General features: G+C 30.5%; 16 protein-coding genes. 8 read left to right on the top strand and 8 right to left on the bottom strand.

The features are described from left to right. The first annotated feature begins 67 nt into the window (after nt 1-67). The 3 genes from JJ842_01800 to JJ842_01790 are packed head-to-tail and all read left to right on the top strand — an operon-like array spanning nt 68 to nt 2,044. Complete coding sequence (locus JJ842_01800; GenBank protein MBO6970647.1) at nt 68-511, top strand: DUF3531 family protein; 444 nt, start codon at nt 68-70, stop codon at nt 509-511. Between the two features lie 9 nt (nt 512-520). Next, the gene (locus tag JJ842_01795; protein MBO6970646.1) at nt 521-1,294 is read left to right on the top strand and encodes a 16S rRNA (uracil(1498)-N(3))-methyltransferase; all 774 of its coding nucleotides are present in this window, start codon (nt 521-523) and stop codon (nt 1,292-1,294) included. Nucleotides 1,295-1,300: 6 nt separating this feature from the next. Next, on the top strand, nt 1,301-2,044 hold the full coding sequence (locus JJ842_01790) for a TIGR00297 family protein (protein ID MBO6970645.1): 744 nt from the start codon (nt 1,301-1,303) through the stop codon (nt 2,042-2,044). A gap of 16 nt (nt 2,045-2,060) precedes the next feature. Here JJ842_01790 and JJ842_01785 read toward each other — a convergent pair whose 3' ends face one another. The 5 genes from JJ842_01785 to JJ842_01765 all read right to left on the bottom strand — a co-directional run bounded on the left by JJ842_01785 (nt 2,061) and on the right by JJ842_01765 (nt 7,084). Then, nucleotides 2,061-2,705 carry an arylesterase gene (locus JJ842_01785; GenBank protein ID MBO6970644.1) on the bottom strand — a complete coding sequence of 215 codons (645 nt, stop codon included), beginning with the start codon at nt 2,703-2,705 and terminating at the stop codon, nt 2,061-2,063. A 49-nt stretch (nt 2,706-2,754) separates the two neighbouring features. Beyond that, a complete protein-coding gene (locus JJ842_01780; protein ID MBO6970643.1) occupies nt 2,755-3,885 on the bottom strand; it encodes a phosphonate ABC transporter in 1,131 nt (376 codons plus the stop codon). Nucleotides 3,886-4,261: 376 nt separating this feature from the next. After that, nucleotides 4,262-5,002 carry an ATP-binding cassette domain-containing protein gene (locus JJ842_01775; protein MBO6970642.1) on the bottom strand — a complete coding sequence of 247 codons (741 nt, stop codon included), beginning with the start codon at nt 5,000-5,002 and terminating at the stop codon, nt 4,262-4,264. Continuing rightward, nucleotides 4,999-5,892 carry a putative selenate ABC transporter substrate-binding protein gene (locus JJ842_01770; protein ID MBO6970641.1) on the bottom strand — a complete coding sequence of 298 codons (894 nt, stop codon included), beginning with the start codon at nt 5,890-5,892 and terminating at the stop codon, nt 4,999-5,001. The genes JJ842_01775 and JJ842_01770 overlap by 4 nt, the downstream gene beginning before the upstream one ends. A gap of 13 nt (nt 5,893-5,905) precedes the next feature. Beyond that, on the bottom strand, nt 5,906-7,084 hold the full coding sequence (locus JJ842_01765; protein ID MBO6970640.1) for a pyridoxal phosphate-dependent aminotransferase: 1,179 nt from the start codon (nt 7,082-7,084) through the stop codon (nt 5,906-5,908). Between the two features lie 162 nt (nt 7,085-7,246). Here JJ842_01765 and JJ842_01760 point away from each other — a divergent pair, with 162 nt between their 5' ends. The 3 genes from JJ842_01760 (at nt 7,247) to JJ842_01750 (ending at nt 10,398) form a co-directional block, all read left to right on the top strand. Continuing rightward, entirely contained in the window at nt 7,247-7,750 is a 504-nt protein-coding gene (locus JJ842_01760; GenBank protein MBO6970639.1) for a uracil-DNA glycosylase, read from the top strand. A 34-nt stretch (nt 7,751-7,784) separates the two neighbouring features. Continuing rightward, nucleotides 7,785-9,002, top strand: coding sequence for a (E)-4-hydroxy-3-methylbut-2-enyl-diphosphate synthase (ispG, locus tag JJ842_01755; GenBank protein MBO6970638.1), 1,218 nt, complete (start codon nt 7,785-7,787; stop codon nt 9,000-9,002). Nucleotides 9,003-9,096: 94 nt separating this feature from the next. Then, complete coding sequence (locus JJ842_01750; protein ID MBO6970637.1) at nt 9,097-10,398, top strand: PDZ domain-containing protein; 1,302 nt, start codon at nt 9,097-9,099, stop codon at nt 10,396-10,398. On the opposite strand, the gene nadA is transcribed toward JJ842_01750, so the two are convergent. Beyond that, nucleotides 10,395-11,354, bottom strand: coding sequence for a quinolinate synthase NadA (gene nadA, locus JJ842_01745; GenBank protein ID MBO6970636.1), 960 nt, complete (start codon nt 11,352-11,354; stop codon nt 10,395-10,397). The genes JJ842_01750 and nadA overlap by 4 nt on opposite strands. 79 nt (nt 11,355-11,433) lie before the next feature. Between nadA and JJ842_01740 the strand changes: the two genes are divergently transcribed. Then, entirely contained in the window at nt 11,434-12,246 is an 813-nt protein-coding gene (locus JJ842_01740; GenBank protein ID MBO6970635.1) for a TIGR04168 family protein, read from the top strand. Nucleotides 12,247-12,269: 23 nt separating this feature from the next. On the opposite strand, the gene JJ842_01735 is transcribed toward JJ842_01740, so the two are convergent. After that, the gene (locus JJ842_01735; protein MBO6970634.1) at nt 12,270-13,067 is read right to left on the bottom strand and encodes a TPM domain-containing protein; all 798 of its coding nucleotides are present in this window, start codon (nt 13,065-13,067) and stop codon (nt 12,270-12,272) included. A gap of 31 nt (nt 13,068-13,098) precedes the next feature. Here JJ842_01735 and JJ842_01730 point away from each other — a divergent pair, with 31 nt between their 5' ends. Further along, nucleotides 13,099-14,289 (top strand): SAM-dependent methyltransferase, encoded by a 1,191-nt coding sequence (locus JJ842_01730; GenBank protein ID MBO6970633.1) that lies wholly within the window; start codon nt 13,099-13,101, stop codon nt 14,287-14,289. Here the strand turns inward: JJ842_01730 and JJ842_01725 are convergent. Further along, the gene (locus tag JJ842_01725; protein MBO6970632.1) at nt 14,286-15,377 is read right to left on the bottom strand and encodes a 3-dehydroquinate synthase; all 1,092 of its coding nucleotides are present in this window, start codon (nt 15,375-15,377) and stop codon (nt 14,286-14,288) included. The genes JJ842_01730 and JJ842_01725 overlap by 4 nt on opposite strands. Between the last annotated feature and the right edge of the window lie 103 nt (nt 15,378-15,480).

The raw sequence follows: 15,480 nt of genomic DNA, 5'->3' as shown, positions 1-15,480 counted from the left end.
GGTATGAATTTTAATCTAGTAATAACTTACTTATAATAGCTGTAGATCTAAAAAGTTATTAGTCAATATGAATATTATTTTTAGGGAAGTTGATCCTTTTAATTGTTGGATATGGATCAGGTTTGCAGAATCACCAACTCAAGATGAAAAAAATTATCTAGATGGTGTTTTTGATAGTTGGTACGTTTTAGGAAGATTAGGTGGATTTAATTCTGAAAATTTGCAAACTCATGAAGAGGGTTCCGATCTGAGTTGGATGTCCTACGATAATGATCAAAAAAATGCATCTCTTCCAGCCTTAATGCATAATTTAGGAATTATGGAATATCAAAATTTTTGGGGAAGATGTTGGGTTGATTTTGGAACTTCAGACTCCATTTCAATAGATATATTAATAAATTCTTTGAATGAGATATCAAATAATTATGTAAAAATTGAAGAGTTAATTATTGGGGGTGAAAATAATGATTGGGCAATTGAAGAACATGAAGATTTAGTTTTCAAAGATTAAGTGTTTTAGATGGAAGACTTAACTAGATTAATAATTTCCCATGAGAGAATTGAAAATATTAAGAACAAAAACTTAGAACTTTCTAAAGAAGAGGCTCATTATTTAAATAAAGTAATGAGGATAAAAAATGGTAAAGAAATATTTATAGCTAACGGAGAGGGCTCATTATGGAAAGCTATAAAAGTTAAAAATGATTGTTTAGAAATAATTCAATTAAAAAAACCTTATTTATTTCAAGAACAAGAAATTTACCTATTAGGAATAGCTGTTGTTATACCAAAAAGTGGTTTTGAGGATATTTTAAAAATGTGTACTGAAATAGGAATTGATTATATACAGCCATTATTTTCAGAAAGACAGGTAAACAAAAATTTAAATTTTTCGAGAAAACTTTTGAGATGGAATTCAATTATCAAAGAAGCAGTTGAGCAAAGTGAGAGATTATGGAAACCATTTATTTTAGATGGTATGGATATTATTGAATGGTTAAAAAGTAGAGATAATCAAGAAAGAGTTTCAATTTCTATAACTAGAGAAGAAACAATGTATGACTTAAATAAATGGTTAAGAAAACAGCAAGAATTTGAGAATAAAAAAGGAGGTATTTTTTGGAATGTAATCGGCCCTGAAGGAGGTTGGTCCTCTAAAGAAATTGATTTTTTTAATAAAAATAATATTACCTTTGTTAAACTTTCTGATACTATCTTAAGAACTTCAACAGCTAGTATTAACGCATCATCAATTCTAAATCAATGGAGAATTGATTTGAAATTAAGTAATTAGATAAATATGGATTTAATTAGAAATCAATTTTTTATAGGTTTTTTTATTAATTTTATTTTGATTTATATATTTTGCAAGATTCCTTTGATGACAAAAGGTGGTTGGATTAGTGCAGGTATTTTAGGAACAATTTTGTGGGGTTGTTTGTCTTGGCAGGGATGGATGTCAGTTGTAATTTATTTAATATTTGGATCTCTCGTTACTAAAATAGGTTTTAAATTTAAAAAAGAACAAGGAATAGCTGAAAAAAGAGGTGGGAGAAGAGGTCCTGAAAATGTATGGGGCTCCGCAGCTACAGGATTATTTCTTGCAATTATGACTAAATTTAATCCCGCCAATGTAGTGATTTTTAAAATAGGATTTGCTGCAAGTTTTGCTGCAAAGTTGGCGGATACTTTTGGCAGCGAAATTGGGAAAAGGTTTGGGAAGGATACATATTTAATTACTTCTCTTAAAAAGGTTGATAGAGGAACAGAAGGAGGAGTAAGTTTAGAAGGGACATTAGCTAGTTTTTTGGGATCAATATTTATGGCCTTTGTAATGCTTCGTCTATCAATTATTTCTACAAAATATCATTTTATAATTGTTGTATTTTCTGGATTCTTTGCAACACTTTCTGAAAGTATTATTGGAGCTAAATTTCAAAACAAATATAAATTAAGTAATGAATTAGTAAATGCTATTCAGACAAGTATTGCATCTGTTTTTGCTATCTTTGCTCTAGTTTTATATTCATATTTTTTAAATTAAAAATATTTGGAAAGATCTAGGATTCCTTCCATTTTGTAAGTATCTCCCAGCTCTTCAGTCTTTGGAAAAGCCAGAAATGACCTTCGGAATTTAAATGAATTCCATCATGCGTAATCCAGTTTTTACTCCTTTTATCAGAGTACATTTCTCTAAAAGTAGGAAGAAATGGGACATTTTGATTGAGGCATACTTCCTCCATTCTTCTTTCATAAGAATTGCAAAAATCATTTGAGTACCATAGACATCCTGCGAACGGCATTTTGCTCTCGTCAACAGGCGTCAGACCAATAACAAAGACATTTGTTTGAGAATTCATTTCATTAATAAGTCTCTCTAATCCATATTGAAATCCACCTATATCTAATTGATGTCTTCCGTTATTCTGACCAATTGCTGCAGTGTCGTTAAGACCAACATTAAGCAGAATTGCTTTAGGTTTGTTTCTTCTCGTTTCTCCTCTAGATGACCATTCTTTTTCCCATCTAGATGAAACTTTTTCTATCCCATCTCCCCTTACGCCAAGTTGATAAATTACTGGCCCACTTTGGTTTTTGCACCAATCTTTTCTAAGCCTTTCACACCATCCGCCACCTTCATTATCTCCCCATCCATAAACTGAACTATCTCCAATTACAACTAGCTGTTTTGGTAAACTAATCACTATAACCGGAAAAAAATAATTACTTGATTCAACAAATTATTCTTAGAAATCAAGTTAAACTATTTTTGATTTTACCATTTATTAATTCGCCAACTATTGCGATGGAGCTATAAGCTATCAAAACTACGGTAACTTCTTGCCATGCGAAGGAACTTAGTGATTCTTGCAATTGCCAACCTAGACCAACACTTCCAATAACTCCAACAATTGCAGTTTCTCTAATAATGATGTCAGATCTATAAGCGCAATATGATAAGTAACTTTTTGCTTGTTGAGAAAATAAACCTAAAAGCCAACTAGTCTTTTTTGAGATTCCTAGAGATTTCATTGCAATATAATTTCTCTTGTCTTGGCTATCTAGATTTGTAAAAAGTAATTTGCTTGTAATACCAGCATTGTGGAGACCTAATGTTAAAGCTGCTAAAGATACAGAAGGATTATTAAAAGTTAATAGAGTTAGAAGTATTACAGGTGTAGGTATTAAACGTAATAAAAATGCAAAAATTTTTATAAAAATTTTAGAAGTATTGTTGTTAAAAATTCCTATTACTAACGGAGGTAAACTAATTGCGATTCCTGTTGATAAAAGACTTAAAATTATTGTTTCTAATATAAGTTGCAAGAAATCAAATAATCCTAAATCTGAGCTTGATTTAAATAGAGAACTAATGGAATTAAAATTTTCAAAATTATTATTAAAAATATAATAAAGAAAATATGAAAAAGAAAATAAAATTGTTATGAAAAAAACTGCAATAAAAAAAATAGATAGGATTTTATTTGTAGTATTAAATTTTATTTTTTTGATAATTAATCCAGAAAGAATTATCAAAATTGCTAAGGACCATAAATAAGTCCATAACTCTCTAAAATTCAAAGTTTGGAAAGATAAAAAAATACTGGTACCTATTCCTCCAATTCCAAAAAGTCCTAAAATCACCGTACTTCTTATTGAACACTCTAATCGATATAAACCAAAGTTTTTAAATGTATTTATTATTGGATTCCATATTAAAGTTAGTAAAGAAGAAAATTTAGGTGCACTTATTTGATTTATAGATTCAAAACTTTTGTAGTCAATAGTTTCTAATTGTTCAGCAAAAACTTTTGAATTTACAGCAATATAAGGTATACATATAGCTATTATTCCTATCGAAAAATTTATTCCATATATTTGCATTAATAGTATTCCCCAAACCACTTCGTGTATAGATCTTATTATTGTTAGAAAAAACCTTATTATGCGGTAGAAAAAATTTGGAATATTAAAGATTTTATAAAAAATATTTGAGGAAATTATTCCAAAAATTGCTCCAAAAATAATACTTACTAACCAACTAAAAAAACCAATTAAGATAGTTTCATTTAATCGCTTAATTACGATAATTATAATTTCATTATCGATCTTGGGATTAAATGCAGAAATTAAGAATTCTTGGAATAATTTAAATCCTCCAAAATGAATATTGTTTATTAATTGATACCCTAGAGGTATGCATACCAAAATTGGAAGAAAAGATAATGAGGTATAGTTTAATTTTAATTTATTCAACTAATTAATATATTTTGTCTAAATGAAGCTTCTTTAAGTTATTTCTTTTGATATTGAAAATAATTTCACCACCCCTGATTCCAATAACTTTATCGAAATCCTTCATCAAATCTAATCGATGTAATGCAACTAATACCGTCTTTGGGGATTTTTTTGTATTATTTTTAATGGCACTTTCTAGCAGTAGGTTTTTAATTGTTGTTATCAATTTGGGATCTAGATTATTAAAAGGCTCATCTGCAAGTAATATATTAGACTCTTGAATCAATGATCTAGCTATAGCCACCCTTTGTTTTTGTCCTCCAGATAGTTTTCTGATTTTTTTGTCGTAAATAGAGTTATGAAGTCTACATAATTGCATATATTTATGCGCCTTATTAAAAGAACTTATATTTAGCAAATTTTTCAAAGCGAAATAAAAATTGTTTTCCGCAAGTAGTCCACAATTAACATTTTGTTCTGCAGAAAGATCTTCTATTAATCTTAAATCTTGCCATATAGTTGTTATTTTACTTTTCTGCTTTCTATCTAATTCCTCGAAACTTTTATTGAATAATTTAACCTCACCTTGAGTTGGCTTGATAGTGCCATTAAGTACTGATATAAGTGTAGTTTTTCCTGAACCACTTTTACCAAGAAGTGCAATTTTCTCTCCTGAATTTATTTTTAAATTTACTTTATTAAGAATTAGATTATTTTTGTATTTATAAGATATGTTTTTTAATTCTAAGAGATTATTATTCATCTAATTTTATTTAATTTTCTCCCAATGTCCTCTATATTTTTATACTGTTTTGCTTCTGCATTTACAAATCTTTTTGCATTGAACATATCTAATATCTGTTTATGTGATTTTTGATTTATATCTAAATTTAGAATTACTGATTTAAGTTGTTTTGTAAAACCTTCCCCGAATTTATTGTCAAGATCCCCTTGCGCTACCCAATGATAGTCAACATATTCTGGGGTGATCCAGAATAATTCTAAATTACTTGTTCTTTTGGTATTATTTTTAAGATTGTTTTCCCAAACTTGTTTATTTAAAGCTCCAGCATCAAATGCGCCACTATTAACTAAAGCTATAGTGGCATCATGGCTTCCACTAAAACCTGCTTTTTTCCCTTTGAAGTGTTTAATTTCTACTCCTGCTTGATTTAAAAAATATTCTGGCATTAATCTTCCAGAAGTTGAGTTTTCAGAGCCAAAAGTAAATCTTAAATTCTTTAGTTTTTTAAGTCCTTTAATGTTTGAAATTGAGTTAATTTCTAAATTTTTGTTTACTATAAAAACACTTTTAAATTCCTTATCGATATCTCTTTGAGCTAGAACAACTGAATTAGGAGTTTGTAATCTTGCTTGAACTCCTGATAGACCACCAAACCAAACTAAATCTAAATCTTTAGTTCTAAATCCAGTTACTGCTGCCACATAATTAATAACAGGAATGTATTTAACTTCTACATTAAGTTGTTTGGATAATTCTTTTGAAAATAAATTTAATCTTTTGTCTAAAACATCTTGATTTTGATCAGGTATCGCTCCAACTTTTAAAACTTTGGGATTTGAAAATACAGGTGATGAAAAAATTGAAAATAATATAGATAAACTTAATAGGAAATTTTTAAAATTTAACATGATAGATTTTAGATTAGTAATATTCGGATATCGCTTTTTCAAGTCTTTCTAATCCATCTTTTATTTTAATGTCTGAAGCGGCACAAGACATTCTTATACATTCGTCAGCTCCAAAAGCTTTTCCTGGTACGACAACTAATCCATAATCTTGAAGAGCTTTATTGCAGAAATCAACAGAAGTAATTGAGGAGTTAGGTAATCTTGGAAATGCGTAAAATGCCCCATTAGGTTCTTCAATATAAATACCATTTATATTCTTAAGGCCTTTATAGAGAAGACTTCTTCTTTGATCATAATGACTATTTATCATTGAGAAATATTCATTATTAATTTTTAAAGCCTCCAAAGCACCTTTTTGAACAAAAGAGCAAACATTACTTGTACTTTGACTTTGTAATGCTGAGGATGCTTTGATTGCATCTTTGGGACCTACTAAATATCCTATCCTCCAGCCAGTCATGGCCCATCCTTTAGCAAACCCATTTATTATAAAAATCCTATCTTTTAAGTCATTTGCTAATGAAGATAAGCTGTAGTGTTGAAATTCTTTTTTAAGGATTAGTTCGTAAATCTCATCAGAAAGAATATTGATATTTGGATTTTCTCTGACTAAATCGGCAATTTCTAATAATTCTTCCTTTGACATAACTCTTCCAGTAGGGTTATTTGGAGAATTGATAATTATAAATTTAGTTTTTGAAGAGATTTTAGACTTCAAATCTTTTATATTTATTTTAAATCCATCTTCTGCTGAAGAATTTGTAAAAATTGGCTTTCCACCCGCCAATCTAACCATCTGGGGATAACTTAACCAGTATGGAGAAGGAATAATAACTTCGTCTCCAGTATTTAACAAAACTTGGAAAAGATTATATATTGCTTGCTTAGCACCATTTGTAACCATTACATTTTCAAATTCATAATTTAAATTGTTTTGAACTTGAAATTTATTTGCAATTGCTTTTCGGAGATCTAAATTGCCTGCTGCGGGCCCGTACTTTGTGAATCCATCAAATATAGCTTTACTTGTAGCTTCTATAACTTCTTTTGGAGCATTAAAGTCAGGTTCTCCTGCGCTTAAATTGCAAATATCTACTCCTTCTTTAGATAATTGATTTGCTTTGGCACTTATCTGCAATGTAAGAGAAGGCTCAATTGAAAGTGCCCTTTCCGATAAATTAACTTGACTCATTGACTTATAACTTTTCAAATATGACTTTTAATAATGACAAATGCATAGATTAAGAATAAATAAAAGTATCACATAATGGTTTAATTTAGTTCATTTTCTTAATCTATTTTATTTTCATGTTTTGAGTTCTTAAGATAAAAAATATTTAAAGTTTTATTTTCGGTGAAAAGGTTAGTTATTGGGAGAGGAAGTGTATTTGCAGAATTGTTAATAATTGGTGAGGCACCTGGAGCTCAGGAAGACTTAGAAGGAAAACCATATGTAGGTAAATCCGGCAAGTTATTAAACGAATTATTGATAAAAGCTGGGATTGACTATAAGGAGGATGTTTATTTTTGCAATGTTATTAAATGTCGTCCACCAAATAATAGAAAACCCACTGCTAGAGAAATTAATATTCATAAACCTTGGTTGTTAAAGCAAATAAAGCTAGTTGATCCAAAATTTATATTACTTACTGGTTCGACTGCTGTGAGGGCTATTTTAGAAGTTAAAGATCCTATAAGCAATTTAAGAGGCCAATGGATTAAAAAAGATGGGAGAGAAATTATGGTAATTTTTCATCCATCTTATTTGTTGAGATTTCCTTCAAAAGAAATCAACAAACCTTACCATCTAACTTTGAAAGACCTAGAGAATGTAAGTAGTAAACTATATGCCGTATAATTTAGAGAATCCTTTTTGAATATCAAAAATTTTAATGTCATTAACTCAATCAAAAGAGGTTAATAGTCTCTCCAAAAGATATTCAACTCATATTGAGAGAAGGATAACTAGAACAGTAATGGTTGGTGATGTAGCTATTGGAAGTGATTATCCAGTAAGAGTTCAATCGATGATAAATGAAGATACTATGGATGTCGAAAATGCTTACTTAGCTATCAAAAGACTTCATGATGTAGGTTGTGAAATAGTAAGGTTAACTGTGCCTTCCTTAGCGCATGCAAAAGCAGTAGGAGATATTAAAGCAAAATTATTAGAAAATAATATCAATACCCCTTTGGTAGCTGATGTTCACCATAATGGCATGAAAATTGCAATGGAGGTTGCAAAGCATGTTGATAAAGTAAGAATTAATCCTGGATTGTTTGTGTTTGAAAAATCAGACCCTACAAGAACTGAATATACAGATGAGGAATTTGAAACCATCAAACAAACAATACTTAAAAGATTTACCCCTTTAGTTGAAGTTTTAAAGGCTGAAAACAAAGCTCTAAGGATTGGAGTTAATCATGGGTCTCTATCCGAGAGGATGCTTTTTACTTATGGAGATACGCCATTAGGAATGACAGAATCTGCGATGGAGTTCGTCAAAATTTGTGATGAGCTTGATTTTCATAACATAATTATCTCTATGAAAGCTTCTAGGGCTCCAGTCATGATGGCAGCTTACAGAATGATTGCAGATAGGCTTGACTCAGAAGGATATAACTATCCCTTACATTTGGGAGTGACCGAAGCTGGAGATGGTGATTATGGAAGGATCAAAAGTACTGCAGGAATCGGAACGCTTCTAGCAGAGGGATTAGGAGATACCATTAGGGTTTCTTTAACAGAAGCCCCAGAGAAGGAAATACCAGTGTGCTATTCAATTTTGCAATCTTTAGGATTAAGAAAAACAATGGTTGAATATATCAGTTGCCCTAGTTGTGGTAGAACACTTTTCAATTTAGAAGAAGTTGTAGATAAAGTTAGGAATGCTACTTCACATTTGACTGGTTTAGATATAGCAATAATGGGATGTATAGTAAATGGACCAGGAGAAATGGCAGATGCTGATTATGGTTATGTTGGTAAAGGCAAAGGAACTATTGCACTATATAGAAGGAAAGAAGAGATAAAAAGAGTACCTGAAGATGAGGGGGTTAATGCTTTAATTCAACTTATTAAGGATGATGGCAAGTGGATTGACCCTTAAGGATTTGTCAAATTTCTAATTTTTAAATAATTTTTTTTTATAATGAAAAATAATTGTTTTTTTAAAGATAAGAAAATTGCTTAAAAAAAAATTTATAATTTTATTTGCTACTACTTTTTCTGGGATATTTTATAGTATTCCTGCAGAAGCAACAGTTTTAAAAAATAGTTACAAAGAAGTAATTGATAATGTTTGGCAAATTGTATATAGGGATTTTCTTGATTCAAGTGGCAAATTTCAAAGGTCTAATTGGATAGAGTTAAGAAAAGAAGTTTTATCAAAAACATACTCTGATAGTAATGAAGCATATGATGCGATCAGGAATATGTTATTGAGTTTGGATGACTCCTACACGCGATTCTTAGAACCAAAGGAATTTAATCAAATGAGAATTGATACTTCTGGTGAGCTTACGGGAGTTGGTATCCAAATAATTAAAGATAAAGAATCTGATGACTTAATAATAATTTCTCCTATAGAGGGAACACCTGCTTATGATGCTGGAATCAAATCTAGAGATAAAATTTTATCTATAGATAATATTTCTACAGAAGGGATGAATATAGAAGATGCCGTTAAATTGATAAGAGGGAAAAGAGGTACTAAAGTTAAGCTGGAAATTCTTAGAGGTTCTAAATCATTTTTTAGAGTTTTATCAAGAGAAAAGATTGAAATAAAATCTGTTTCAAGTAGGGTGAACAAAACCAAAAACGGCTTATTAATTGGCTATGTAAGAATAAAACAATTTAATGCAAATGCCTCAAGAGAGACAAGAGAGGCTATTAATGATTTAGAAACAAAAAGGGTCTCTGGATATGTTCTTGATTTAAGAAGCAATCCGGGAGGCTTGCTAGATTCCAGTATTGATATATCTAGGCATTTTATTAATAACGGAATAATAGTAAGTACACTAAGCAAAGATGGTTTAAAAGAAACTAAAAGAGGAAATGGTCAAGCTCTAACAAAAAAGCCCTTAGTTGTCCTGGTTAATGAGGCTTCTGCAAGTGCTAGTGAAATAGTTTCTGGAGCAATAAAAGATAATAAAAGAGGTAAGTTGGTTGGGAAAAAAACTTTTGGTAAAGGTCTAGTTCAGTCCATGAGAACTCTTGTAGATGGTTCAGGATTAACTGTCACTGTTGCTAAGTATTTAACTCCGAACGGAACGGATATTAATAAATCAGGAATTGTTCCAGATATAGAAGTAAAAATGAATATTAATCCTATTCTTCCAAGAGAGGTTGGTACTAGAAAAGATAATCAATATAGAGCAGGCGAAAAAGAACTTATAAATATAATTAAAAGAAAAAACCAGATTAGTCAATTTGACCCTAAGACTAAAAACCTGAAGGCATTCTTAGGAATTAATAAAAGGGAAAAAGTATTTTCATTAAATTAATTACTCATATCCAACATTCTTTTTATTGGAACATATGCTTTTTTAATTATTTCTGAGTCAAGTTCAATAGATGGAGAATTATTTTTCAAACAATCAAGAATTTTTTCTAGAGTATTTAATTTCATATAGGGACACTCGTTACATTTGCAACCGTCTATATCCGGAACCTCAATAAAAATTTTGTTAGGTTCTTTCTTCTTCATTTGATGTATTATTCCAGGTTCAGTTAATACCATGTAAGTTTTTGATGTATCTTTGGTGATGAAATCAAGCAGTTTACTTGTTGATCCAATAAAGTCTGATAGAAGTAGTAAATTTTGACTGCATTCAGGATGAGCAATTACTTTAGATCCTGGATTTTGGTATTTTAATTTTAGTAGTGCTTCTTCACTAAATGATTCATGAACAATACAGCTGCCAGGCCATAATTTAAGATCTCTTCCTGAATTTTTCTGTACCCATCTCCCAAGGTTCTGATCTGGTGCAAATATTATCTTTTTATCTTCAGGTATCTTTTTAATTAATGAGACTGCATTACTACTTGTACATATCAAATCACTTTGAGCTTTTACTTCTGCAGTACAATTAATATAACTTACGACATAGTGATCTGGATTTTCTTCCCTGAACTTTTGAAATTTATCTGAGGGACAATCGTCTGCTAATGAGCATCCTGCATCAATATCTGGTAATAGGACTGTTTTATTTGGGCTAAGTATTTTTGCGGTTTCGGCCATAAAGTGTACCCCGCAAAAAATTATTATATCTGCATCATTATTTGCAGCTTTCCTAGATAGATCTAATGAATCGCCAATAAAATCTGCAATTTCCTGAATCTCTGGAGCTTGATAATAGTGCGCAAGAATAATGGCATTAGCTTTTTTGCAACGCTCCTTTATTTCAGAAATCAATTCCTCTTCGTTTTGAATGGATTTCTGTTTTGCAGTAGAAGTTATACTGGTCAGGATTTAGAATATCTCTAAATAGATTATATGCCTTTAAACAGAAAAAATTCTGACAAATTTAAAAATTGCTATTGTTGGTGACTGTCATGGTCAATGGTCTGAATTAGACTTGAAAGTCTTATCGATTATAAACCCAAATATTGTTTTATTTGTTGGTGATATTTCTGATGGGAGTGTCAAAATAATTAAAAAAATTAATGAGATCAAAATTCCTACTTTTGTTATTTTAGGAAATCATGATAGAGGAAAGGACTCTACAGGCGAAACTCTCTCAAAGCAGATACGTGTTCTTGGTGGAAAATATTGTGCATGGGATTTGAAAGTTTTTAATAATCAAATAAATTTACTATCTGCAAGACCATGTAGTTCTGGCGGAGGCTATTATCTTTCAAAAGAAGTTAAAGGCGTTTATGGACCTATTACCGAACAAGATTCAATAAATAAAATCATCAAATGTTCAGAAGAGAGTGTCGAAGATATACCTTTAATAATTATGTCTCATGCTGGCCCTTCGGGTTTAGGCTCAGAAGCTAAAAGCATTTGTGGGAAAGACTGGAAATTACCCCCTTTAGATTGGGGAGATAGAGATTTGTCCGTGGCTATTTCTCAAATACAAAAGAGAAGAAAAGTTGATCTTGTGATTTTTGGTCATATGCATAATCGGCTAAAAAGAAATCTTGGTTTAAGAGAGATGTTTAAAATTGATAGCAAAGGGACAATTTATTTAAACACTGCAGTAGTGCCAAGATATAAAACTGATGAAGATGGGAAATTACTAATTAACTTTTCATGGATTGAGTTTGAAAAAAAACAATTAATGCATGTTTCTCACCGATGGTATTCAGAGTCTGGTGTAGTTTGTGAAGAAGATAAATTTTTTTAGGGTTAGATATTTTTGATCACATTTTAAGTATTTTTGGGCTTTTCGAATCTTGAAAATAATGTTTGAGATAAAATATAACCCGCAATTCCTGCTGCTGTAAAAGCTAAACCATTTTTAAATAATGGTAATAAATCATTTGTTCTGGATATTATTGGTGCTAGACCAAAAATTCCAAATAACATTCCCCATAAAGGAGAAAGAAGAGCTAAAAATCCAATTGATATTAATTGACCTTCTTTTCGTGGCGCAGATGCGAAACCTGCTACTAATCCTCCAAGAATAGATGTACATAAAGTCCATATATATTGTTCTTTGGGCAAGCCAGGAACAACTTGACACCCCCCTCTTTCAAGGCAAATCTTTACGGAATTGATTGCATCTAGTACTGCACCATCTTCACCATGATCTTTTACGTAATATTGATTTCCGAATCTTGTTTGAAGTTCAACCCAAAATAACCTTGGCATAAAATTAAAATAAGCCTCTCCGACGTTAAAGTTCAGTAAATTTCCTCCTCTAGGATCAGCAACTATTAACAAACTTGTCTCATCTAAATCCCAATAGTCCTTTATTGCACTACCGGGAGAACTCTCAAACTGAGATAAATATTTAATTTTCCATCCACTTTCAATTTCAAGATTTTTGAGCTTGTCTTCTAAAGATTTTTTCTGAATAGGGCTTAATGTTTTAGCTAAATCAATTACTGGTGTTTTTTCTTCTGGTAAAAGATTTGGATTATTTATAGCGAAAACGGGTTTATGTGAAATTAAAACTAATATAGATAGAAATATTCCCAATAAATAGTTAATCTTTGAAGGCATAAATAAGTTTTGTCTCTTTATATTTTCGCCGATGAATAGCTTACCCGCGAATAATCCAGATTGGTTAGTAAAAAAAATAATAAAAATGGGTGGGACTATAAGTTTTTATGACTTTATGAATTTTGTTTTAAATGATCCTATTAATGGTTATTACGGCAGTGGCAAAGCTGAGTTAGGCGTTCGAGGAGATTTTGTCACATCACCCTCTTTATCTGATGATTTTGCTTTTTTGACTGGAAAACAAATAGAAGATTGGTTAATTCAGTTTAAAAATAGTTTTTTATCTAATCAAAAATTAGTTGTAATTGAATTTGGAGCAGGCGATGGAAGCTTTATGCGTGGATTAATTAAATACTTTTTAGAAAATAACAAGAATTTTTTGGAAGGAGTTTCTTTTTTAATTATTGAACCTAATGAAGGGATGGTAGAAAAACAAAAAAATAAATTGGAGGAATTTTTAAACTTAGGGATTGAAATTATATGGAAATGTTTGGAAGAAGTAGAGGAAAATAATTTAAATGGAATAGTTTTTGCAAATGAGGTTTTAGATGCTTTGCCAGTAGAGAGAATAACTTTCTCAAAAGGAAAATTAATTCGACAAGCAGTTTCTATAGACAAAAATTCTCAAAAATTATTTTTTGATGAAATGCCAATTACTAATGAATTGGAAAAAAGTATTGAACTTGCTAAAAATGAGTTAGGAATCACTATCCCGCCTGAAGATGCTCTCGAAGGGTGGACGACAGAATGGCATGTAGATAACTCAAAATGGTTGGAAGCTATTTATGGGAAAATCAATAATGGTATTTTATTGATAATTGATTACGCTAAAGAAGCCAAAAAATACTACACCTCTAGGAATTCTGATGGGACGATAGTTTCTTATGAAAATCAAAAAATGACTAATAATGTCCTATATTCTCCTGGAAATTGCGATTTAACATCTCATGTGTGCATAGAAACTTTAATTAATGATGCTGAGACTCTTGGATTTGATACTGTTGGAATAACTAAACAAGGAGAGGCTTTGTTGGCACTTGGATTGGCAGAGAGACTTTATGAGATTCAGAAAGAAATTAAAGAGGATTTATCAAATGCCCTTCTAAGAAGAGAGGCTTTACTTAGACTCGTTGATCCTATTTGTTTAGGTGATTTTAAGTGGTTTGTTTTTAAAAAGTTTAAGGATAAGGAAATGAATATAAATTCAACCTGTTTACGTTAAGAAAAAAACTTTAAAAATAATGAATCTTCTACGTCATCATATATATCAACAGCACCAATTTCTTTCGGTAATATAAATCTCATTTTGCCATCACGCACTTTTTTATCGCCCATAAGTATTGTTAGAACGTCTTCTTTATTTATTTTGGGGATCTCGGTAGGAAGATCATAACTCTTCAAAAGATTCTTCTGTCTCTCTAATTCTTCTTTAGACCATAACCCTTTTTCAATTGCTATTTCCCCCGCAATATTCATACCAATTGATATTGCCTCACCATGTAGAAATTTGCCGTATCCACATAAATTTTCAATAACGTGACCAAAAGAATGGCCATAATTCAATATTGCTCTAACACCATTTTCATGTTCGTCTTGAGAAACAATATGAGACTTTGTTTTAATTGAACTATTAATTATTTTAATTAGATATTCATTTCTGAGATTTATAAGTTCATTTTTGTTTTTTTCAATTTCTAAGTATTCGAAAAGTTCTTTATCTTTTATTACTCCGTATTTTATTACTTCGGCCATGCCAGCACTAAATTCTCTTTTGGGCAAACTTTTTAAAGTTTCTGGATCAATAAAAACTGCTTTAGGTTGATTGAAAGCTCCAATTAAATTCTTACCTTTTGGATGATTTACTCCTGTTTTTCCTCCCACAGACGAATCAACCATTGATAATAATGTTGTTGGAATCTGAATATATTCGATACCTCTCAGCCAAGTCGCGGCTGCAAAACCACTTATATCTCCCACAATTCCTCCTCCGAGGGCAATAACTATTGAGTTTCTATCTAAGCCAAATTCAAATGCAACATCATATATTTCACTTAAGGTTTTTAAGTTTTTATATGATTCTCCAGCCTTGATAAGGAACATTTTGGCCTGAAACTGATTATCTTTTAAATTATTTAAGAATTTTTCTCCATACAAATTTGATATTTCTATATTTGAAATCACAAGTATTTTTCTATTCTTTGTTATTCCAATTTTTAAGAGTTCTTCGCTGATATTATTCAGTATCCCTGCTTCTATAGTTACTTCGTATGACTTATCACCTAGTGGGACTAATATTTTTTTCTTATTCACAATTGATTACCTAGTTAAAATTTATAAATATTTAGTATTAAATACTTTATATATTAGCAAAATCTAAGCTCTAGATACTTAAAAATTCAGTTGTTAAGAATTA

The sequence above is a fragment of the Prochlorococcus marinus CUG1433 genome (assembly GCA_017644425.1).
Lineage (GTDB): Bacteria > Cyanobacteriota > Cyanobacteriia > PCC-6307 > Cyanobiaceae > Prochlorococcus_A > Prochlorococcus_A marinus_U.
The sequence above is the reverse complement of the archived record's forward strand: the minus strand, read 5'-3'. Positions and strand labels throughout refer to the sequence as shown.